The sequence below is a fragment of the Paludibacterium flexuosum genome (genome assembly GCF_037076605.1).
In the GTDB taxonomy this organism is placed as follows: Bacteria; Pseudomonadota; Gammaproteobacteria; order Burkholderiales; family Chromobacteriaceae; genus Paludibacterium.
Map to the genome: position 1 here is coordinate 1,383,578 of NZ_AP029060.1, position 21,619 is coordinate 1,405,196.

General features: G+C 61.6%; 17 protein-coding genes. 7 read left to right on the top strand and 10 right to left on the bottom strand.

The annotated features are described in order from the left end of the window. The first annotated feature begins 189 nt into the window (after positions 1-189). From AACH39_RS06570 to AACH39_RS06585, 4 genes are all read left to right on the top strand, one after another. Positions 190-1,320, top strand: coding sequence for an alpha/beta hydrolase (locus tag AACH39_RS06570; RefSeq protein WP_338621151.1), 1,131 nt, complete (start codon positions 190-192; stop codon positions 1,318-1,320). Between the two features lie 190 nt (positions 1,321-1,510). Next, positions 1,511-1,759 carry a FeoA family protein gene (locus tag AACH39_RS06575; protein ID WP_215781798.1) on the top strand — a complete coding sequence of 83 codons (249 nt, stop codon included), beginning with the start codon at positions 1,511-1,513 and terminating at the stop codon, positions 1,757-1,759. Then, positions 1,752-3,587, top strand: coding sequence for a ferrous iron transporter B (locus AACH39_RS06580; protein ID WP_215781796.1), 1,836 nt, complete (start codon positions 1,752-1,754; stop codon positions 3,585-3,587). The genes AACH39_RS06575 and AACH39_RS06580 overlap by 8 nt, the downstream gene beginning before the upstream one ends. Beyond that, positions 3,584-3,787 (top strand): FeoB-associated Cys-rich membrane protein, encoded by a 204-nt coding sequence (locus AACH39_RS06585; RefSeq protein ID WP_215781793.1) that lies wholly within the window; start codon positions 3,584-3,586, stop codon positions 3,785-3,787. The genes AACH39_RS06580 and AACH39_RS06585 overlap by 4 nt, the downstream gene beginning before the upstream one ends. A 60-nt stretch (positions 3,788-3,847) precedes the next feature. Here the strand turns inward: AACH39_RS06585 and AACH39_RS06590 are convergent, their stop codons facing one another. From AACH39_RS06590 to AACH39_RS06605, 4 genes are all read right to left on the bottom strand, one after another. After that, a complete protein-coding gene (locus AACH39_RS06590) occupies positions 3,848-4,432 on the bottom strand; it encodes a hypothetical protein (protein WP_215781791.1) in 585 nt (194 codons plus the stop codon). Between the two features lie 153 nt (positions 4,433-4,585). Beyond that, on the bottom strand, positions 4,586-4,762 hold the full coding sequence (locus tag AACH39_RS06595; RefSeq protein WP_215781788.1) for a hypothetical protein: 177 nt from the start codon (positions 4,760-4,762) through the stop codon (positions 4,586-4,588). A gap of 73 nt (positions 4,763-4,835) precedes the next feature. Then, on the bottom strand, positions 4,836-7,685 hold the full coding sequence (locus tag AACH39_RS06600) for an adenosylcobalamin-dependent ribonucleoside-diphosphate reductase (protein ID WP_338621152.1): 2,850 nt from the start codon (positions 7,683-7,685) through the stop codon (positions 4,836-4,838). Positions 7,686-7,840: 155 nt separating this feature from the next. Next, positions 7,841-11,101, bottom strand: a complete 3,261-nt coding sequence (locus AACH39_RS06605) for a DUF748 domain-containing protein (RefSeq protein ID WP_338621153.1) — start codon at positions 11,099-11,101, stop codon at positions 7,841-7,843. Positions 11,102-11,326: 225 nt separating this feature from the next. Here AACH39_RS06605 and AACH39_RS06610 point away from each other — a divergent pair, with 225 nt between their 5' ends. Both AACH39_RS06610 and earP read left to right on the top strand, forming a co-directional pair. Further along, the gene (locus AACH39_RS06610; protein ID WP_215781783.1) at positions 11,327-12,667 is read left to right on the top strand and encodes a glutamine synthetase family protein; all 1,341 of its coding nucleotides are present in this window, start codon (positions 11,327-11,329) and stop codon (positions 12,665-12,667) included. A 98-nt stretch (positions 12,668-12,765) separates the two neighbouring features. Beyond that, positions 12,766-13,956 (top strand): elongation factor P maturation arginine rhamnosyltransferase EarP, encoded by a 1,191-nt coding sequence (gene earP, locus AACH39_RS06615; RefSeq protein ID WP_215781782.1) that lies wholly within the window; start codon positions 12,766-12,768, stop codon positions 13,954-13,956. Between the two features lie 83 nt (positions 13,957-14,039). Here the strand turns inward: earP and AACH39_RS06620 are convergent, their stop codons facing one another. From AACH39_RS06620 to AACH39_RS06645, 6 genes are all read right to left on the bottom strand, one after another. After that, a complete protein-coding gene (locus tag AACH39_RS06620; protein WP_215781781.1) occupies positions 14,040-15,614 on the bottom strand; it encodes a PepSY-associated TM helix domain-containing protein in 1,575 nt (524 codons plus the stop codon). After that, positions 15,611-15,901: a hypothetical protein gene (locus AACH39_RS06625; RefSeq protein WP_338621154.1), complete on the bottom strand. Its 291-nt coding sequence runs from the start codon at positions 15,899-15,901 to the stop codon at positions 15,611-15,613. Before AACH39_RS06625 ends, AACH39_RS06620 begins: the two co-directional genes overlap by 4 nt. After that, the gene (locus AACH39_RS06630) at positions 15,898-16,170 is read right to left on the bottom strand and encodes a hypothetical protein (RefSeq protein ID WP_338621155.1); all 273 of its coding nucleotides are present in this window, start codon (positions 16,168-16,170) and stop codon (positions 15,898-15,900) included. The genes AACH39_RS06625 and AACH39_RS06630 overlap by 4 nt, the downstream gene beginning before the upstream one ends. Before the next feature lie 28 nt (positions 16,171-16,198). Then, the gene (locus tag AACH39_RS06635) at positions 16,199-17,101 is read right to left on the bottom strand and encodes an alpha/beta hydrolase-fold protein (RefSeq protein WP_338621156.1); all 903 of its coding nucleotides are present in this window, start codon (positions 17,099-17,101) and stop codon (positions 16,199-16,201) included. 3 nt (positions 17,102-17,104) lie between these two features. Further along, positions 17,105-19,111: a TonB-dependent siderophore receptor gene (locus AACH39_RS06640; RefSeq protein ID WP_338621157.1), complete on the bottom strand. Its 2,007-nt coding sequence runs from the start codon at positions 19,109-19,111 to the stop codon at positions 17,105-17,107. Between the two features lie 720 nt (positions 19,112-19,831). Then, a complete protein-coding gene (locus AACH39_RS06645; protein WP_215781775.1) occupies positions 19,832-20,641 on the bottom strand; it encodes an outer membrane protein OmpK in 810 nt (269 codons plus the stop codon). 370 nt (positions 20,642-21,011) lie between these two features. On the opposite strand from AACH39_RS06645, the gene efp reads away from it, so the two are divergent. Further along, entirely contained in the window at positions 21,012-21,578 is a 567-nt protein-coding gene (efp, locus tag AACH39_RS06650) for an elongation factor P (protein WP_215781773.1), read from the top strand. Positions 21,579-21,619 lie beyond the last annotated feature (41 nt).

Below are 21,619 nucleotides of genomic sequence, written 5' to 3' on the forward strand. Positions count from 1 at the left end.
ACTCGCCGCACTCGCCACGACGTCACGCACCTCAAGCGCGTCGCCGCCGCGTACTGACCATTATCAAGTTGTCATGATAGTGAATTTATTATCATAATAAGCCGCCTTTAACCGCATTCGCGCAATGCCGTTGCCTGTCCGCGTCGTTTGACGCCATATGCAGGCCATCAGCAAGGGACTTGAAACTGCATGTTTACCTTTGATCTGGACTACCGGGCGCTGTTTGACGAACGTGCCTGGCAACTGAAAGCCCAGGGGATTTCCGGCAAATCGCTGCGCCAGGTGCGCAGCCATGTCACCAACTTCTGGGGCACCGGTCCGGGGGCCTGGACACATGAGTGGACCTTGCATGCCATGCAGGCCGAACGCGCCGGGCGCTGGCTGGAGGCCTCGGCCTGCCACGGTGCGGCGCGCTTCCCGGTCATCAACACACCGGAACGGCAGCAGGCGCTCGCCGACCAGATCCGCTGCTATCTGCGCGCGGCCCCCGAATTTCCCTGTCATTTCAGCCGCAAGGCACTGACGGTGCAGTTGCCGACCGGCGCTGCGCAGATCATGGTGCACCTGTTCGAACCGGCGAAAACCACCCGTCGCCCGCGCCCCCTCCTCTGCCTCAGTGGCGGCGTGTACATCGGCAAATTCGAGCTGCACAAACTGGCACTGACACTGGCGCGTTTCGGTGGCATGCGTGTCTGTGTGCTGGACATGCCCGGCACCGGAGAGACCACCCTGCCGCTGCAACCGGAGAGCCACCTGGTCTACGAGCAGGTCATCCAGCAGTTGCGCGACCCCGAAGCCCGTTGCGGCATGCTCGGCATCAGCATTGGCGGACACTGGGCGGCCAAGCTGGCGATGCTCGGCAGTGTCGATGCGGCGGTCGACATCGGCGGTCCGGTCGGCTTCGACACCCAGCCCGGCGCCAGCCCGCTGGCACTGAACAATGCCCTGACCGGGACCATCGCCAATGCCATGCAACTGGCGGAGATGCCGGATGACTCGCAGGCGCGGCAACTGGTACAGGAGTTTTCCCTGGCACACCAGGGACTGCTCGCGGGGGCCCCCAGGGTGCCGCTGCTGGTCATCAACGGCAGCAATGATCCCTATGTCAGCCGTCAGGACACGCTGGGCTTTGCCGGCAAGGACAATGCCGAGATCTGGCTGATCGACCGAGCCGGTCATTGTGCCGCCGAGCAGTTCGTCCGGCTGGTGCCGGGCGTCATGCTCTGGCTGCGACAACGTCTGAATGTCCCTGCCGGGCTGGGCTCGCCGGTCAGCCTGCTGGGCAAGGTGCTGATGCCAAGACGCAAGGTTCTGGCCTGAGCGCCGCGCATCGCGCCCGCTGCGGCGGGCGCGATCTTTGCTGACCATTCCCGCACGGGTGCGAACCCGCAACACCCGGTACCCTGCGGCTTGACCGACATCAAGCAAGCGGCAATTCCCCCACAGCAAGTATTGCCAATCGGGTCTTGGCTGGAAGATAATGAGAACGATTATTATTTAAGACCGCGCCATGACGCTTACCGACCTCCCCACCCACGCCCAGGCCATCGTCGACCATGTCGACGATGTTCATTCACCCGACACCATTTCCCAGCGCCTGCGCGACCTCGGTTTCGTACCGGGTGAACCGGTGCGCGTGGTGGCCCGAGCCCCCTGGGGCGGCGATCCGCTGCTAATCCAGATCGGCTCGACGCGCTTTGCCCTGCGCCAGGCCGAGGCTCGCCGCGTGGTCATCAACCGGGAGACCGCTCATGACTGAGGCAGCACTGCGTATTGCCCTGGTGGGCAACCCCAACTGCGGCAAGACCGCCTTGTTCAATCAACTGACCGGTGCCCGTCAGAAGGTGGCCAACTACGCCGGTGTCACGGTCGAGCGCAAGGAAGGCCGCTTTACCGCGCCCTCCGGTCGCAAGATCCGCCTGCTAGATTTGCCCGGCGCCTACAGTTTCGAATCCGCCAGTCCGGATGAGCGCATCACGCGCGACGTGCTGATGGGGCAATACCCGGGAGAAGCCATTCCGGACATGATCGTCTGTGTCGCCGATGCCACCAACCTGCGCCTGCACCTGCGTTTCGTGCTGGAGGTCCAGCGCCTGGGCCGGCCGATGGTGCTGGCGCTGAACATGATGGATGCCGCGCGCCGTCGTGGCATCCACATTGATGTTGAAGCGCTGTCGCACCGCCTGGGCATGCCGGTGGTGCAGACCGTTGCTGTGCGCCGTGGCGGGGCTCGTGACCTGATCGCGCTGGTCGATCAGGGCATCCCGGCCCATGACGCCGAAGCCCGTGCCGGCGACGGGCAGGATGTGCACGAAGCCGTACGCGACCTGCTGCGCACCACCGTCACCATGCCGCATGCCTCGGACAGAATGGTCGATACCATTGACCGCTGGACCCTGCACCCGGTCATCGGACCGATCATCCTGGCGGCAGTAATGTTCCTGGTTTTCCAGGCGGTGTATTCGCTGGGCAAGCCGCTGACCGATGCCATTGGCGATGGCTTTGACGGATTGAGCCAACTGGTCGGCGCCAGCCTGCCGGATGGTCCGCTGCGGGGCCTGATCTGCGATGGCGTCCTGGCGGGTCTGGGCACGGTACTCGGCTTCCTGCCGGAAATCCTGGTGCTGTTCTTCTTCATCCTGGTACTGGAAGAGTCGGGCTACCTGCCGCGGGCAGCCTTCCTGCTGGACCGCCTGATGGTTTCCGTCGGTCTGACCGGCCGCTCGTTCATCCCCCTGCTGTCGAGCTTTGCCTGCGCGATTCCCGGCATCATCGGCACGCGCAGCATTACCGATGCGCGCGACCGCTGGACCACCATTCTGGTCGCCCCGCTGATGACCTGCTCGGCGCGCCTGCCGGTCTACGCGCTGCTGATTGGTGCCTTCATCCCGACCATCAAGGTCTGGGGGCTGTTCAATCTGCAGGGGCTGGTCCTGTTTGCGCTCTACATGCTGGGCATCGTGGGTGCCATGGTCGTGGGCTGGATCTGCAAGAAGCTGGGCCGCGACCAGAGCGAACACGCACTGCTGATGGAGCTGCCGGCCTATCGCCTGCCGCAGGCGCGCGACGTGGCCATCGGACTCTGGGAGCGTGGCAGCATTTTCCTGCGTCGTCTGACCGGGGTGATTCTGGCGCTGACCGTGGTGATGTGGTTCATTTCCACCTTCCCTTCGCCGCCTGCCGGCGCCGTCGGTCCGGCCATCGACTACAGCTTCGCCGGCTATCTGGGCCGCGCACTGCAGCATGTGTTCGAGCCGCTGGGCTTCAACTGGCAGATCACCCTGTCGCTGATTCCGGCCTTTGCCGCCCGGGAAACCGCCGTGGCCACCCTGGCCACCGTCTATGCCGTCGGCAGTGATGCGGATGTCAGCTCGCTCGGTCACGTCCTGGCCAGCCACTTCTCGCTGGCCAGCGCGCTGGCGCTGATGGTGTGGTTCGCCTTTGCCCCGCAATGCATGTCCACCCTGGCGGTCATCCGCCGCGAGACCGGCTCCTGGCGCAAGGTCATCCTGTCGTTCAGCTATATGTTTGTCGTGGCCTATGTGCTGGCGCTGGCCACTTACCAGATAGCGAGGGCCCTGCTATGAGTCACGGACTGTGGATGCAATACGTCATCATCGGCCTGCTGGTGGTCGCCAGCGTGGTGTATACCGTGCGCAAGCTGCACAAGAGCGCCAGAACCGGTGACTGCGCCGGCGGCTGCAGCAGCTGCAACAGTTGCGGCAGCCCGCAGGAGGACGCCACCACGGCGCCGGTCACCCTGCACCGCCCCCCTGGCAAACAATGAGTTCTGCCACATAAAAAAACAGGCAACCGTTCGGTTGCCTGCTTTTTTGATGCGAGCGCATCAGCCGTAGAGATACCCCTGATCCACCTGAACGATCTGCTCCAGCGTGACCGAAGGCGACACCCCGCGCAGGATGGCAAAATCCACGACATCGCAGCGGCGACTGTCGTCGTCGGCGCAATCTGCGGTATCGATCATCGAGGGATTGGAACGCATCTGGATGACGTAGTCACCATCGCGCTGCACACCTTCAAAAATCCGCTGTGCATCGCGCGAGAGAAAATAACCGCTGTGGTAACCGGTCACCAGAACGGCGCCGGTTTCCTCATCCTCGGCATAAATCGGCGCCCGCTGCAGACCATGAATCACCAGCTTGTCTTCCCCCTGCTGAAAATGCGTCACCACCGTGGGCGGCACGCGATTTTCCAGAATGGAGAAGAAGCGCCCTGAACCTTCGCCATAATAGCCCTGCGCATGTTCGGTCAGACTGGCGGGGATTTCCACCGTCTGGGCCCGTCCGGCCTCGCCCAGATCAATCTGCAGATGGGGCCGGTTGACCAGAACCTGATCGACACGGCTCGCGTCGACATTGCCCGGTGCATACGTTTCGTCATGCACGTTACTGCGTTTGCTGCGTTCTGACATGATACGTCTCCTGTCCAGTCGTTGAATGCTGCCATCAGCCCGGCCAATCTAAACAAGCCGGGGAAACTTGCAGAGCGGCCAACAGCGCTTCATCACGTCAGAATCATTACCGTCTAGCGACAGGGTTTGGCGACCGACCCCAGAGAAAGCGGATCAGTCGAACAGATCTGCCTCATCCACGGCGGGCTCGCCCCCCTGCTGTGCGGCACGCTCCCTGGCCTGCAAGGCCTGCCAGGCTTCTTCGGTCAGGGCATGACTGCCATCACAGTATTCACGCCGGCCACAGCCGCAGCGGCCGATATCAGCCGGATTGTCCTTCACACGCATCATCTTGTTTTCTCCTTGTTGACGATAAAAAGCCCGCCGTCCGCAAGGACGACGGGCCGGGAAGCGCGAGGCAGGATCAGCCGCAGGCGCCCACGTGGCCGCAGGCCGTGCAGAACTCGCAGCCGTCGCGCTTGATCAGCGCGTGATTGCCGCACTCAGGGCACGGCTTGCCCGCTACCGGCTTCATCTGCTCAACATTGCCGTCTTCGAACAGATCGCCCTGCTCCGGCACCATCACGCCCATGTTCTCCACCGGGAAGCCCTCTTCGGTCAGGATGCCGAGCATGGCGTAACGATGGATCACCAGACGCGCCATATAGGCGACGGTCGACGGCCAGCTCTGCGACTTCTCGCTGTCCGGCGTACGGGCGAAGAAATCGCCCTGCGGCTCGGCATAGCTCAGCAGCTTGCGCAGCTTCATGCCGATCCAGGCCGGATCGATGACACGCATGTCCATGGACAGCATCTTGCACAGGCCATCCAGCTCACGCGGATAGCTGCCGGCCATCCACATGGAGAACGGACGACGCTGGCCCGTCGGCAGCACCAGTTCCTTGAGGAACAGCACGAAGTCATCACCGGTCTGCGGATTGGCAATGTCCACCGACCAGCTCATGGTGCCATCGGTGCCGGACTTCGGCTCCTTGCGGGCGAACATGGCGTCGATCACCGGCGTCGGTTCCCCTTCCTGCGCCGCCAGCGCGCCCAGCTCCTCGACGCGGAAACGCACGATATGCCCCAGCGCGGCAGCCGCACTGCTGGCATGCAGCAGCTTGTCGCCCAGCTCGACGGTATAGCGCTTGTCGCCGAAGGTCTGCGCCAGCGACTCCAGCTTCATGCTCAGCCACTCGACGTCACGGCAGCGCATGTCCATCGACAGGGTCTTGGCGACAGCGCCCAGACCGCGCGGCTGCTCGTTGCCGTTCACCCAGCACTCGAACGGCTGCTTGTGACCGTTTTCGACGTGTCCGATGAAGACGGCAAAGTCACCGCTGTCATGCTCGACCATATAGGTCCAGGACGGATTGCCCTGCTTGAGCTTGGGACGATGCGGCCACTTCAGGCTGGCCAGAGCCGGACTCGGCGCACTGTTCAGGGTGATACGACGATCCGGATCCCCCTCCTGGCTGGCAGACAGATCCTGCGGGGTTTCCTTGGCCGGCTCAACCGACAGCACGGACCCGAGCACATTGTTCGGCCGGTAAGTGGTAATCCCCTTCAGGCCGGCACGCCAGGCCTGCATGTACAGCGACTCGAAATCGCCAAACGGGTAATCGGCCGGGACGTTGACGGTCTTGGAGATGGCGGTATCGATGAACGGTGCCACGGCAGCGACCATCTGCATGTGGTCCAGAGCGCTCATGTCCAGCGCCGAGACAAAGTAGTCCGGCAGGCTCTTCACGTCGCCGCCCAGCATGCGATAGACACGATAGGCGTGGTCTTCCACCAGATATTCCTGCGTGGTGCCGTCGGCCATGCGCTTCTTGCGGGTATAGAACCAGGAGAACGGCGGCTCGATACCATTGGAGGCATTGTCGGCAAAGGCCAGCGAGATGGTGCCGGTCGGCGCGATCGACAGCAGGTGCGAGTTGCGGATGCCGTGCTGACGGATGCGATCCTTGATGGCGTCCGGCAGGCGGCTGGCGCAATGCGGTTCGGCCAGGTATTGGTCGGCATCGAACAGCGGGAAAGCCCCCTTCTGGATGGCCAGATCGACCGAGGCATCGTAGGCGGCATTGCGCATCACTTCGGAGACACGGGCCGCAAAGCGACGGCCGGCTTCGCTGTTATAGGCAATCTTCAGCATGATCAGCGTATCGCCCAGGCCGGTGAAGCCAAGGCCGACTCGGCGCTTGTTCTGTGCTTCGCGCTCCTGCTCCGGCAACGGCCAGACGGTCAGATCCAGCACATTGTCCAGCATGCGGATCGAGCTGCGCACCACGCTTTCAAAGGTGGCCTCGTCAAACGAGGGTGCCTCGCCGAACGGATCGCGCACGAAGCGGGTCAGGTTGATCGAGCCCAGATCGCAGCAGCCATAATCCGGCAGCGGCTGCTCGCCGCAGGGGTTGGTCGACTCGATGACTTCGCAGTAGCTCAGGTTGTTGTCGCGATTGATCTTCGACATGAACAGCACGCCGGGTTCGGCATGGTCATAGGTCGAGACCATGATCTGCTGCCACAGATCACGTGCACGCACTTCACGATAGACCCACAGACCGTCGTCACGGCGGAAGCTGTCCGGGAAAGCCTTGGAGGAAGGTTCGACGGCATGCACCAGCTGCCAGGTGAGATCCTGATCCACTGCCTGCATGAAATCATCGGAAACGCCGACCGAGATGTTGAAGTTCTTCAGATCGCCGTGGTCCTTGGCGTGAATGAACTCCTCGATATCCGGATGGCTGCAATCCAGCACGCCCATCTGGGCACCACGACGCGCGCCGGCGGACTCGACGGTCTCGCAGCTGCGGTCGAACACACGCATGTAGGAGACCGGGCCGGAGGCGCGACTGTTGGTACCCTTGACGCGCGCGCCCTTGGGACGGATGCGGCTGAAGTTGTAACCGACGCCACCACCGCGGCGCATGGTTTCCGCGGCCTGCAGCAGCGCGGAATAGATGCCGACCTTGCCGTCGATGGCCTCGCTGACCGAGTCGCCGACCGGCTGGACGAAGCAGTTGATCAGGGTGGCACGCAAATCGGTGCCGGCTGCGGAGTTGATGCGACCGCCGGGAATGAAGCCGCCTTCCAGCGCGATGTAAAACTCTTCCTCGAAGCGCGCCGGATCCTGCTCCAGCGCCGCCAGTGCGCGTGCCACACGACGACGCACTTCGGACACATCGCTCTCACCGTTTTTGGCATATTTCTCCAGCAACACTTCGCGGGAAATATCCTGCTCGGTCATGGCAGCTACGTTTTCCTGTTTCACGGCTTGGTCCTCTCATCACATCCGCAAGGGCCGGGCAAAGCGTTTCCGGGAGGAAAACGTTTGCACCGGCCCTTGCACTATATCTTGTGTTTGCTGATATCTGTCTGCACTACATGCCGCATTCTAGCGCATTGATGGCGAACACGAAAGTTTTCTCATGGTCTTGTCAGATCAATCGCCAGCGGCACCCCGTCGGCACTGGCCTGGGCGGTTTTGGCCGCGGCCAGCGAGATGCGCGCCTTCAACTCTGGCCAGGTCTGCGCCAGGTATTGCTGTGCGCCCCTGGCACGGGCATTGGCCAGTGCCAGCAAGTCCGCATCGGCCACCGCCTCGTTCTGGATGGCCTCCTGCCGCAAGGCCGTGTAGAAGGCAGGCCCGCTGCCGCCGGAAACCATGCGTGCCACCAGTTTCAGGCGGCCGACGCGATCGGCGAACATGGTCTTGATCGCCTGTTGTATTTCCACATCCTGCACATCGACGGCCGGCAGCGGCTCATCCGGCAGCAGCACCACACCGGCCGCCTGCAGGATGGCCCGGTCCACCCGGGCACGGGCCAACTGGCGACGGTCTGCCTGCGGATCCCAGGTCCCGGCGATACTCAGACGCATCTGCGGGCGCTGCGACATCATCTTGGCCAGCTCGCCCAGTTTCTGCCGTTCGGGTGAGGTCACGGCCGCTTCGCCCGCGACAAAACGCACATCGTCAAAGCCATCCATGCCCAGCATCGCCCCCAGGGCACGGAAGGGAGCGGTGGCCACTTTCTGCACCACATTGACGAAGGCTTGCCATACCAGACCGCCATAGCTGAACTGCGGATCGTCCAGATCGCCGCTGACCGGCAGATGCAAATCGATCCGGCCATGACTGTCCTGCAGCAGCAACACCGCCAGACTGAGCGGCAAACGGCTGATGCCGGGACGCTCGACCTGCGGTCCGAGCTTGATCGAATCCACCACAATGCGGTTATCGCCCTTGAGCTTGCGCTGCGACAGCAAATACTGCAGCTCCACCGACAGGCGACCATCATCGATCTGCCAGCCGGCGATATTCTCCGAATAGGTGTTCAGGCTGGTGAGCGGAATATTGCGGAACATCAGCTGGATATCCGCGCTGTCGGTAAACGACAGCGGTGCCAGGGCACCCCGTACGCGCACGTCACCGTTTTGGTCGACCAGACCATTCAGCGCGATGGCACCACGCTTGCCGGGGCGGGAAGACAGGCCGCTGATGGTGCCCCCCAGCTGATTGACGCGGGTGGCAAAGGCCGGCTTCATGCCCTGATCGGCAAAATCGACATTGCCGTTGCGCACCCGGATCATGCGCACGTCAAAGATCAGCGGCGCGGCCTTGCCCGTGGCCGGTTTCGCCGGTGTCGGAGACGTTGCGGCAAACAGCCGGCGCAGATTGCTGACCCGGTTCTGATCCAGCACCAGCCGTACCACCGGCCGATCCAGCTGCACATCACGCACCGACACCGCCAGCGGACTGCCGGACAACTTCAGCCCCGACAGATTCAGAGCCCGCCAGGCCAGCAAGGGGTTCTGCTCGCCGGCCTCACGAATCAGCAGGCTGTTCAGACCCGCACTGCCGGCCAGCTGCCAGCCCGTGGCGCCATAGCGCAGATCCAGCTTGGCCGACAGGTTTCCCTGCGGCATGGCCAGCGGGGTTTTGGCCAGCAAATACGGCGACAGCGGCGTCAGCGGCAGGGCTTGCGCGGTCAGTTGCCCCTGCAGCTGCGCGGCCGCCGGATCGAACTGACCGGCAAAATCGAGCTGACCGCGGCCGGCATGGGCATTGAGGCTCACGTCGAATGCCCCGTCCGAAGGATGGGGACTCAGGCTGCCGGCCAGGGGCGCCAGGGTCACTTCGGCAGGCTGGGCCAGCGTGCGATCACGCCAGACCAGACGGCCATCGGCCATGGCCAGACGAGGCAGGGTAAATTGCCAGCCACGGTCTTCAGCCTTCTGCACGGCCGCCACCACCGGGCGACCGCCCGAACCGGCGCGCAAGGCATCCAGATTGAGCGACCCATCCGCCGCGCGTTCGATTTGCAGCACAGGCTGCTGCAGCGTCAGCACCCCGCCATGGATCTGCCGGCCACTCATCGACGCTTCGCCCAGACCGAGATGCGCCATGGTCAACATCGGGGGCTGCCCCGGCTGAGCCAGCGACAGGTCCTTCAGATTGGCGGTGATGCGCGAGAGCGCCAGACCAGCCGGATCACCCAGCCGCACCCCGAGCGAGAGAAAGGGCAAATGACCCTTCAGCTCGACCGGACTGACGCGGCTCTGATCCCTGAGTTGCCATTGCCAGTTGTCCAGCCGCAGATCATTGACCTGGATATGCCACGCCGGACCAGCAGCCGGCTTGTCGGCCGCAGCAGCCTGCGCGGGCATGGCGGCCAGCCAGTCGAGCTGACCGGCCTGATTACGCACAGCCGTCACTTGCCCATTCGACAGATGGATGCGTTTAAAAAATAACGAATGTTTCTGCAGGTCGAGCAGGCCGTCCTCCAGCGCCAACTGGCCGAGCGCCAGCTGACTCTGGCCATCCGGCGAGCGCAGTCCCAGTCCGTCAATGCGGGCAAACAGCGTGCTGAGGGTCAGGCGCGGCCTGGCCGACTTCAGGTCAAACACATAATTCAGATCCAGCGACAGATTGCCGCGCGGCGGCGCCAGATGCAGATAAGGCGCCAGATAGTCCCAGACATCGGCCACCGGCAGCTGGCTGATGGTGATGCGGCCGGACGAGGACAAGGGCTCCAGCCCCAGCAGGCCGCGCCACTTCAGGCGGGTATGCTCGCCCAGGGTAGCCGACAGGGTATAGCCCCCCTCACCGGCCAGGGTACTGAGGTCATGCAAATTGAGGTTAATGCGCTGCAGGTCATAGGTCTGATCCGGACTGCCCTGCAGATCGCGCAGCACCAGCCGGCCCTGACTGAAGGTCAGCCAGTCGATAAAGACCTTGGGCGCACTGCCGGAAGACGGCCCCGGGCCGCTGGCATCGCGCACCAGCCGGGCCCAGTTCCAGCTGCCATCGGCAGCACGCACCAGATCCACTTCCGGGCGGGACAGCGCCAGCATCTCGGCATGCCAATGGCCGATCAGCAAGGCCCGCGGCATGGCATCCAGCTGGATGCGCTCGGCCGCAAACAAGGGGCTGCCGTCGCGGTCACGCAGCCGGACCCCCTTGAGTTCCAGGCTCATGCGCCATGGGTGAATCGCCACCTCCTCCAGCGTCAATTGCCGGCCGATACCCTGCGCCCAGCGTACCGCCGCATCGTGTACCAGCCCGGGGGCAATATAAGCAAGGAAACCCCAGGACAGGGCCCAGAGCAAGAGCACGGCGGCCAGCGCATAACGCCAGAAACGCCGCGGCTGGGGACGACGCGGCTCGGAGTGAGATTGGTCAGACATGCAGATTCCAGAGCGAAGATTCTGATAACAATTAAAGAATAGTACCGCGAAACGACCTTTCCGAGGACAGTTCAGCGCTGGACGCGGCGGGCGGATTTGTTGGTTAACGACAACAGCATCAGACTTTCATGACAAAAAGATTGCTGCCGCCCGGCAAGGCCACCTAGGATGAATGAGCGTTAAATATTTTTAACGCCCTTCCTTCTTCCCACCGCAAGAGGATTTATGAACCCTGCCGACAGTATTACCAGCTGGCTTGATCAGCACCGAATCACCGAGATCGAATGCCTGATTCCGGACATGACCGGATTGGCGCGCGGCAAAGTCGTACCGCGCCACAAATACGATCCCGGAGAAGGGCTGCGCCTGCCCGAGGCAGTGTTCGAACTGAGCGTCACCGGCGACTATCCTGACGCCAGCCTGACCCCGGAGGCCGACCCGGACCTGCGCCTGATCCCGGATGCCAACACCCTGCGACTGGTTCCCTGGGCGGCGGATCCGACGGCCCAGATCATCCATGACTGTGTCGGCTTCGACGGCAAGCCGGCCGAGCTGTCACCGCGCAATGTGCTCAAGCAGATCCTGGCGCTGTACGAAGCCGAAGGCATGACGCCGGTGGTGGCGCCGGAAATGGAGTTTTACCTGGTGGAGATCCAGCCGGACGAAGACATCCCGCTGTCTCCCCCGGTCGGCCGTACCCGCCGCACCGAAGCCGGTCGCCAGAGTTTCAGCATCGATGCCATTTCCGAATACGACGAAATCTTCGACATGCTGTACGACTGGTGCGAAAAGCAGAACCTGCAGATCGACACGCTGATCCATGAAATGGGTCCGGCACAGATGGAGATCAATCTGGATCACGGCAATGCGCTGGATCTGGCCGATCAGGTGTTCCTGTTCAAACGCACCGTGCGCGAAGTGGCCTATCGCAACAATATGTACGCCACCTTCATGGCCAAGCCGATGCAGGGGCAACCCGGCAGCGCCATGCACATCCACCAGAGCCTGGTCGACCGTCAAACCGGCAAGAACGTCTTCTCCAATGCCGATGGCAGCCCGTCAGATCGTTTCTTCCAGTTTATCGGCGGCCTGCAAAAGTATCTGCCGCCGGCCATGCCCTTTTTTGCGCCGTATGTGAACTCGTATCGTCGTCTGTCGCGTTACACCTCGGCACCGATCAACCTCTCCTGGGGCTACGACAACCGCACCTGCGGCCTGCGCGTTCCGCACTCCAGCCCGGCCGCCCGTCGCGTCGAGAACCGCCTGCCCGGGGTCGACGTCAACCCCTACCTGGCGATTGCCGCCAGCCTGGCCTGCGGCTATCTGGGCATGAAAGAAGGACTGAAGCCGACCGAGCCCCTGGCCGGCAGTGCCTATGAGCAACCACACCAGTTGCCGCGCCACCTGGATGACGCCATCGACATGCTCAATGGCTGCGAACCGCTGATCGAAGTATTCGGCGAACGCTTCATCCGCGCCTATGCCGCCATCAAGGAACTGGAGTACCGCGAGTATTTCGAAGTCATCAGCCCCTGGGAACGCCGCTTCCTGCTGCTGCACGTCTGATCGTTCGGGGTGTCGGTCTGCTCCGGCACCCCGGATGTCCGGCCCGGCCCGGCCGCATGATGTTATGCTAGAGGCTGATGAGCACCGGATATTTCTGCATGACGCAACACACGCCGCCCCTGTCCTGGGACATTTTCTGCAATGTGATCGACAACTATGGTGACATTGGCGTCACCTGGCGCCTTGCCAGCCAGCTCCAGCGCGAGCATGGCCAGCGCGTGCGCCTGTGGGTCGATGACCTGCACAGCTTTGCCCGTCTCTGTCCCGGCATCAGCGCCAACCTGGCACGCCAGGACTACCGCGGCATCGAGGTGCTGCACTGGACACCGCAACTGCCGGCCGACGCCCTGCCCGGCGAGGTGGTGCTGGATGCCTTTGGCTGCAGCCTGCCGGAAGACTTTCTGGCCGCCATGGCACGTTGCCGTCGTCCGCCGCTGTGGATCAACCTGGAATACCTGACGGCAGAAGACTGGATCGACTGCTGCCATGGCATGCTCTCTCCCCATCCCAGCTTCAGCATTACCCGGCATTTTTTCTTCCCGGGCTTTACCGCGCGCAGCGGGGGCATCATCGCCGAACAAGGCCTGGTCGAGGCCGCTCGCCAGTGGCAACAGCAGCCCGAGCGGAAAAGCCTGCTACTGCAAAGCCTGGGCTTGCCAGCGCACGACCCGGAGGCGCTGTATGTCAGTCTGTTTGCCTATGAAAACGCCGCGATTGGCGAATTGATGCAGCACTGGGCCGCCGGACCGCAAAAGATCGTTTGCCTGGTACCCGAGGGACGAATTCTGGGCGACGTCATCGCCGGATTTGCCCACCAGCCGCTGGTCGCCGGCGATCACCTGCAACGGGGTGCGCTGTCACTGCACGTTCTGCCCTTCAGCGATCAGGAAAGCTACGACCGCCTGCTGTGGAGCTGCGATGTCAATTTCGTGCGGGGCGAAGACTCATTCGTGCGCGCTCAACTGGCCGGCAAGCCGATGGTCTGGCACATCTACCCGCAGGAAGATGCCGCGCACTGGGTCAAGCTGGATGCCTTCTGTACCCGCTACCTGCAAGGCGCAGACCCGGAAGTGCAGCAAGCCATGCTGGCACTCAACCATGCCTGGAACCACAGCCAGGCCATCGTACCGGCCTGGAAGCAATTCATTGCCCGCCGGCTGGCACTGGAAATCCATGCCGCCGAGTGGCCGCGCACCCTGCTGGAAGGCGGCGACCTTGCCAGCCGCCTGATGCATTTCATTCAGGCGCGGCGCGACGACACACCGCCCGGTGACAACCAGGCAGATTGACCCTTGCCCGAGGAGGCAAGGGCTTCTTGAATGACCGGGGTAATCAGCACGAACCCTCACACTGCCCCGGCAGCCGTGCCGCCTCACCGGCCAGCAATGTGCCATACCGAGTCCGCGGCACTTGCCGACAGGCGGCGGCCGACCCAGCCCGCCAGCCATGCCAGCACCCCGCTGGCCAGCAATGCCGTCACATCGACGGCCCAACCTGCGACATACCCTCTCTGTGCCGCAACCCAAAGCGACGAAATGGGGATGGCCAGCGTGGCAAGTGCACAAAAACGCAGCAAATCACGGGATGCCCTGGCTGCGCCACGCAGCAGCGCCCAGGCAATCGACAGCAGAAACACCCCATAGTAAAGCGGCAGGTGCCACTCCACCCCGGGAGCAAAATAGTTCAGCAACTTGCTGGCTGCCATCGCCAGGGAAATGCCGCTCATACATCCCAGGCTGATGCCGACCGAGAGTGCGGCCATGCTGCGCACCTCTCGCCGCTGCGCAGGGACACTGCTCTCGCCGTGCGCGACTTTGACCCTGCGCGACTCTATCCATAGCAGATTGCCACTGAAAAACAGCCACGCACCCGCCATGGCCAGCAGGAAATACAGCCACTGCAGGAGCGCTCCGCCAAACAAGGCCATGTGCAACGCAAAGAAACTGCTGATCAAGGTATTGGATAGCGATTGAGCGCCGGGCACCATCTCCTTGCTCTCGAGGTGGCCGGTATAAGGCTGCAGCACCAGGAAGCCGCCTTGTGGGCGTGGCATGACCGCCCGGCTGTCATGCCCCCACACTCTCACCAGCGGGCGCGCCCCACCGATATCCTGATATTGCAAGGCATCCACCTGCATGTCGGGGGCCAGTTGCCTGGCCCGTTCAAGCAACTGCTGCGGCGTGAGCAGGGTTGCGGCCAGAGGCCCTGGCGGTGCGTGATGCGGAGCACTTTGCACCGGGCGCGGCGGCTTGCCGGATAACTGGTCTTGCACCAGGTAGAACAGGTCATGATAAGCAAACACCACGGCGGTAATGGCCATGACCAGGTGAAAGGGCAAGCTGATGATGCCGACAATATTGTGTGCATCAAGCCACATGCGCTTGAGGTTTTTGCCGGTTCGCAGTCGGAAGAAATCCTTGACCAGCGAAGGCAGCAGCACCACCACGCCAGAAATCAGCGCCAGTGCATACAGGACCGCAACGACCCCCATCACCCAGCGTGCGTAATCATGATCGACAGGCAGGCCGATCACCCGGTGCAGCGTATCGATAAAATCTGGCAAGCTGGCCCCATGCAATGGCTGGATTTGCACCCCTCCCTCTTCGGCCAGGCCGGCAACCAACAAGCGTCCTGCCCCGTGCGCTTCTTCGCCAGTCTGCGCCTGCCAGCTCAAGCGAGCCGGAATCCCCCCCTGCTCCGTGACATGCACGGTAAAACCGGCCGCCACGGACGGCTTGCTGGCCAGGACAGCCTCTACCAGTCGGCCCGCATCGGCCAGCGAGACCATGCGCAGCGGCACTGTCGGCTGCAGCCATGCACGGATGGGCTCCTTGAATACGGCAAAGCCACCGGCATAAAACGCGATGAACAGCCCCAGACCGGCAATGAGACCAACCCAGGTATGCAGGGATTTGTAGATCCGGATGATGTCGGACGGAACTTTCATGACAGCCCTCCCCGGCTCAGCCAGCCCAGCCAGAGCCAGGCCAGTGCATTCACCCCTCCCAGACAGAGCAAGGCCGACCAAACATGACGAAACAGATAGACCGTGCCGGCGACGCCAAGCCAGACCGGCACCACCAGCCACATAGCCAGCTGGGAACGCACCGGAAGAGGCACTTCGCCCAGGCGCTGCAGCAACAGACCTCCGCAGGCAAAACCCAGCGCCAAGCCCAGCACCTGCCCTGTCAGCGTCTTGCCCAGCCAGGATCTGCGAATGGGAGACGGGCTCATCGACTGGCCCTCCCGCTGATGAGCAGCGCGCCCAGATAAGGGCAGAGCAGCAAGACCACCATGAGCAGGCAACTGAAAACAAAGACACTGCTCAGCAACAGAAATACGCGACACAGCAGCAGCAGACCCGCCAGCAGCAGGGCAAGCGCCACCAAGCGTGTTCGCCCGCGGGGTAAAGGACGGGGCAGCCAGTTCTGATTGGGTGAGGCGAGAAACAGACTGACACTGCCCAGTACGATGGCGAGCACGCCACACAAGAGATTCATCATGGATACGTCCGGCATAAGACATGTCATATCAGGGCTGTTGAACAAAAAATGCCATGCCGCGAACCAGCGCTGGCATCCAGGAAAACCCGTGATCCTCCCCCTCCAGAACCTGGAAGCGAACACGGTCAGCCTGTCCGGGCAATGCCTGCAGGGCCTCAGCCAGCTTCCGGGCAGGCGCAATCATCGGCCGAGACAGCAAGGTCGTGCGCCGCTGCGCAGACAGGTTCTCTGCAGGGAGGTCATCTTCTAGCGCACCAACCGTCAGCTGAAATGCCGGCAGACCGGACGCGGGCATGGTCGTCGGCACCAGATTGAGCACCATTTGGTTTTCCCACCACAGGGAAGGACTGGAGGCGAGGCAGGTGGAAAAGCTTTGCGGATATTTCAGGCAGACATAACTGACAAACAAGCCGCCAAAGGAATGGCCGAAAATACCCTGTCGCCGGAGATCAACCGGGAAACGCGACTGAATCAGCGGCTTGAGTTCTGTTTGCAAAAAGCGGAAGAAACGCTCTGCGCCACCATACCCGGCGACGACTGGCCCGCCAGGCAGGAGCGGCGTGTAATCCCTTGCCCGGGCGTCATAAGCGAAATCCTCTTGCTGCGGGTACGCCACCGCGACCACCAGCGGCGCCACCAGACCGGTTTCATGACGGCGCCGTGCAATGCCTCGGGCGATGAAGGCCGCAACAGGAAAAGCGGCATTGCCATCCAGCACATACAGCACCGGATAGCCGTCCTGCGGCACCGGCGTCTCTGGCCGGAACACCATGATGCGATAGCGCTCTCCGTTACTGCGCGACAGCAGGTCGATCTGCTGCCCGGCCTGGGCCGACACTGACTGCCAGCCGGCGGCGAGGCAGGCGGCTGACAGCCCGAAGGCCATCAGCCCGCCCAGACTCCGGCCCAAATACTGTCGGAGCTTTTCCATCCGTCAGAAGTCCGTGGTGGCCGACACGGTATAGGTGCGTGCCTGACCCAGGGTGGCAATCGGCGTACTGTCGCTGAAGCTGCCCGAGTAGTAATGACGGTTGAACACATTGTCCACGCCAAAACGGAACACGGTTTTCTTGCCGCCAACGCGAGTCGTATAGCGCGCCCCCAGATCCAGCTGACTCCAACCGGAAATCTGCTGGGTATTGGCCGCGTCCAGATACACGCTGCTGGTGGCAATCACACGGCTGCTCAGCGTCAGCCCCGGCACCCAGGGAGTATCCCATTCCAGCCCCATATTGCCCTGCCAGCGCGGCACACCCACCGCCTGCTTGCCGTTGTTCTGGCCATAAGCCGTCTTGGTCTGCACACCCTGGCTGTAAGTCGCCCCCCCCAGCAAACGCATCGCACGGGTCAGCTCGCCACTGGTACTCCATTCCAGCCCGCGCACCCGTTTCTCGCCGCCATCGACATAGGTGGGGTTGGTCATACTGCCCATGGCCACCAGCGTGGGCTTGGTGATTTCAAACAGGCTGGCAGTGTGACTGAAGCGGCCGGCATCCCACTTCACCCCCATTTCCTTCTGTTCGGTCTTGTAGGGTGAGAACACCTGGTTGTAGTTGGTCGCGGAGGTATCCGTCACGGTATCGCCCTTGGACAGACCTTCCACATAATTGGCGTACAGCGAAACCGTCGGCCCCCATGGTTTAACCACCAAGCCAACTGCCGGAGACACCACGGACTTGTCATAGCTGGCCGTGGTTGCGCCGCTGCCATTGTAAGAAGTGGTCTTCACCCGCTGATTGCGCAGCCCCATGGTGAGCTTGACCCTGTCATCGAGCAGGGAAAGGGTATCCATCAGAGCGAGACTGGACAGCGTGACATCGCCGGTTTTCGGCGCGGTAGACGGGATGTCTGGCATCGCGGCCGTCACCGGATGATAAAGATTGGACGAGAAGCTGCTCATATTGACCGCAGAACCGCTTTCCTGCTGCAGTTCGCTGGCATGTACCACCAGCGCATGACCGATGCTGCCGGTATTGAAACGGCTGCGGATACCGGCCTCTGCCGAGACATTCTCGTCATAGCCACGTTGCGCCACCATGCGGCCGGTAAAATCACCATTGGCCTGGATGCTGCGGGCATGGGTGCCATTGATGAAGCCGCTGTAGTCGTGACGCATACTGCCCAGACCGGCAAACAGCGACACGACATCATTCAGCGCATATTCGCCACGCAGGATGGCCGCCTTGCTTTCCAGTGTTCCTCTGGCATTGGGGAAGAGATTGGTACTGGCATCCAGAGCCGGTGGAATGTCGCTCGTGGCAAACCAGTACATGGCTGGCGTACCGCCGCTGAACGACTCCTTGCTGTAATACACGTCCAGGCTGGCTTTGAGCTGCTGTCCACGGTAATCCAGCGCGGCCGAGAGGAAATCGCGCCGCTTGGACTGACCACTGAGCGTGGTATCGCCGTCACTGAGCGCGGCATTGACGCGCACGCCCCATTCATTGTTCTCGCCATAGCGACGACCGACATCCAGCGTTTCCTCCAGCTGGGAATCTGACTGAACACCCACAGAGAGTCGCGTCAGCGGCGTGTCGGCCGCACGCTTTGGAACAAGATTGATGACCCCGCCGACTCCGCCGCTGGGCGCCATGCCGCTAAACAGCGCACTCGGCCCCTTCAGCACTTCAACCTGTTCGATAAACTCAACCGGCGTATGCCCATATGGCGCCAGACCATACATGCCATTCACAGCCAGGTCATTGGCACTGACATCGAAACCGCGGATGCGGTAGTTCTCGTAGGCATGACCGCTGGAGGTGGTAAAACGGACCGAAGCATCATTCTGCATGACATCCGCCAGGGTCCTGGCCTGCTGATCCTCAATCAGCTGTGCGGTGTAACTGGTCATGCTGAACGGCGTATCCAGGATCGCCTGATTGCCCAACACCCCTACGCTGGCGTTTTTCGACACCTGCCCTGCCGCATAGACGGCAGCCACCGACGGCTTTTTAGCCTTCACGACAACGGCAGGAAGTTCGGTTGCATCCGAAGCGCCCCCCACCTGCGTACTTTCTTCCGCCAACAACACAGTTGGGAACGTGGCAACTGCCAGAGCAATGGCAATTGGCGTCATCCGCAGCGACATAACTTCTCCTTGCAAAAGATCACACAAGCCCGGAACAGGCCTGGAAAACGATTCATGAGCGATGGACAAAAAAATGGCGCCGAGGCCCACCAGGCCGCATCCCTATGCACCCCAAAGGACAGACCGGACAGCCATCACGCCCGTCGTACTTTCCACCTGCCGGGAGCATGGCGATCAGCTTGCTGACACACCATATCGCAGTGCTTTTCCCGTCAACGAGGAACAAGGGCAAGTGGAAAGACTCGCATCTTAATGAAAATGATTCTCATTTGCAATAAATGAATAAGGTGACAGAGAATGTCAACACGCAGAAAAACAGAAGATGCAGAACAATTGCCAACAAAAGCCTGTTGATCGCAGAAAAAGACAGATCATCAAGATAAAAGGCACACCGTCACTCAATGCCGACAGAGACACAAGCCAGAACGGGGTCCGGTCTTTCATTTTGCGTCAGGATGCAAAATGAAAGACCGGACCCCGTTTGAGCGATTTGTGTCGCCCCCTCAGATCCGCGAAGTACCAAAAAAAAGCCGCCCGAAGGCGGCTTTTTGACAGCTCGGTGCAACTTCCGGATCAGAAGTTGTACTTGGCGGTGTAGATCCAGGCGTATTCGTTGCCAGCGGTACCCAGCTTGTTGACGGCATAGCGGTATTGCAGGCCGGCGGTCAGGTGCTTGGTAGCATTCCACCACAGCGAGACGGCACCGTTCTGGCCGGTACGCTTGGAGGGGGTCGAACCCGGCTGAGCCAGCGTGGTGAAGTAGTCGGAGCGGGCGAATTCGGTTTCATGCCACTGGGTCAGGGCGAACGACTGACCAAACAGGTCGAAGTCATAACCTGCCACGTAACCGGCCATGTAGCCGTTCATGTGGGCGCCAACGCCTGCCTTCAGCTCCTGATGACGACCGAAAAACGGATGAACCCACAGCTTACCGAAGTTCAGATCGGTACTCAGACCCAGCACACGGTTCTGGTCGAAGAACTGGTTGCCACCACGGGAAGCCGGATCGGTATCGCTGTCACGGGTATCGTACACGTGGGTATACAGCTTGATCGGCAGACCGGCTACTTCCGTCAGGTTGAAACGGCCAATCACCTTGAAGGTGTAGCGCTGGTCGCCAGACTTCATTTGCGGGTCGTGACGGTTCCAGTTTTCCAGGTCGAAGAAGCCATAGACATCCCCCCAGGAACGGCCAGCGCCGCCTTCAACTTCCAGGTACTGGAAGTTGCGCTTGGCACCGAACGGTGCGGCCTGAGTTTTGTCCAGGGTCGATTCGGACCAGTTCAACTGGTTGATGCTGACATCACCAAAGGTGTAGTCAGCGTGAGCGGCGGCCATGCCACCTGCCATGGCCAGAGCCAGGGCGATCTTGAGCGTTTTCATTGTTTTCACCGTGTGTTCTTGCTTGTTACTCTCTCGCAGACAAGGGAGTCTGCGGCGCGGCGAAAGATAATGGAGAAATACTTTTTTGCAAAGTAACTGCAACAAAATTGTCGCTTTAACGACATCTTCATACAAAAACTATTTGTCTTTATATAAAGCAATCTTCCCTTTTTTCCCCAAAGCAGGCAGCATAGGCTAGTGGCTCATACAAGTGGCCATGCTTTGCAGCCCCGCCATCCCGTCAGCCCTCACACGACGCCCGCGTACCGGAAAACCAACAGCCTTTCAAGGCCTGTCTGGCGCTTTGCATTGGAAATCAATACAATACCGGGTTTTGTCGGAATCGATTCCCCAACAGGACTGTTTAGCAATGAAAACCGCTCAGGAACTCCGCGCAGGTAACGTCTTCAAGCTTGGCAACGACCCGATGGTCGTGCAGAAGGCCGAGTACAACAAGTCCGGCCGTAACGCCGCTGTTGTCAAAATGAAGATGAAGAACCTGCTGACCGGCACCGCTTCGGAAGCCGTTTACCGCGCCGACGACAAGTTCGACGTGGTCGTGCTTGACCGCAAGGCCTGCACCTACTCGTACTTCGCTGACCCGATGTACGTCTTCATGGACGAAGAGTTCAACCAGTACGAAGTCGAAGCCGACAACCTGGGCGACGTGCTGAACTTCGTGGTTGACGGCATGGAAGACGTCTGCGACGTGACCTTCTACGAAGGCAAGGCCATCTCGGTTGAACTGCCGACCACCATCGTGCGCGAAGTGGAATACACCGAACCGGCCGTCCGCGGCGACACCTCGGGCAAGGTCATGAAGCCGGCCCGCCTGAAGGGCACCACCTTCGAAATCCCGGTTCCGGCCTTCGTCGAAATCGGCGACAAGATCGAAATCGACACCCGCGATGGCGGCGTGTTCAAAAAGCGCGTTTAAGCCAACCGGCCACGCAAAAAACGACCCTGCGGGGTCGTTTT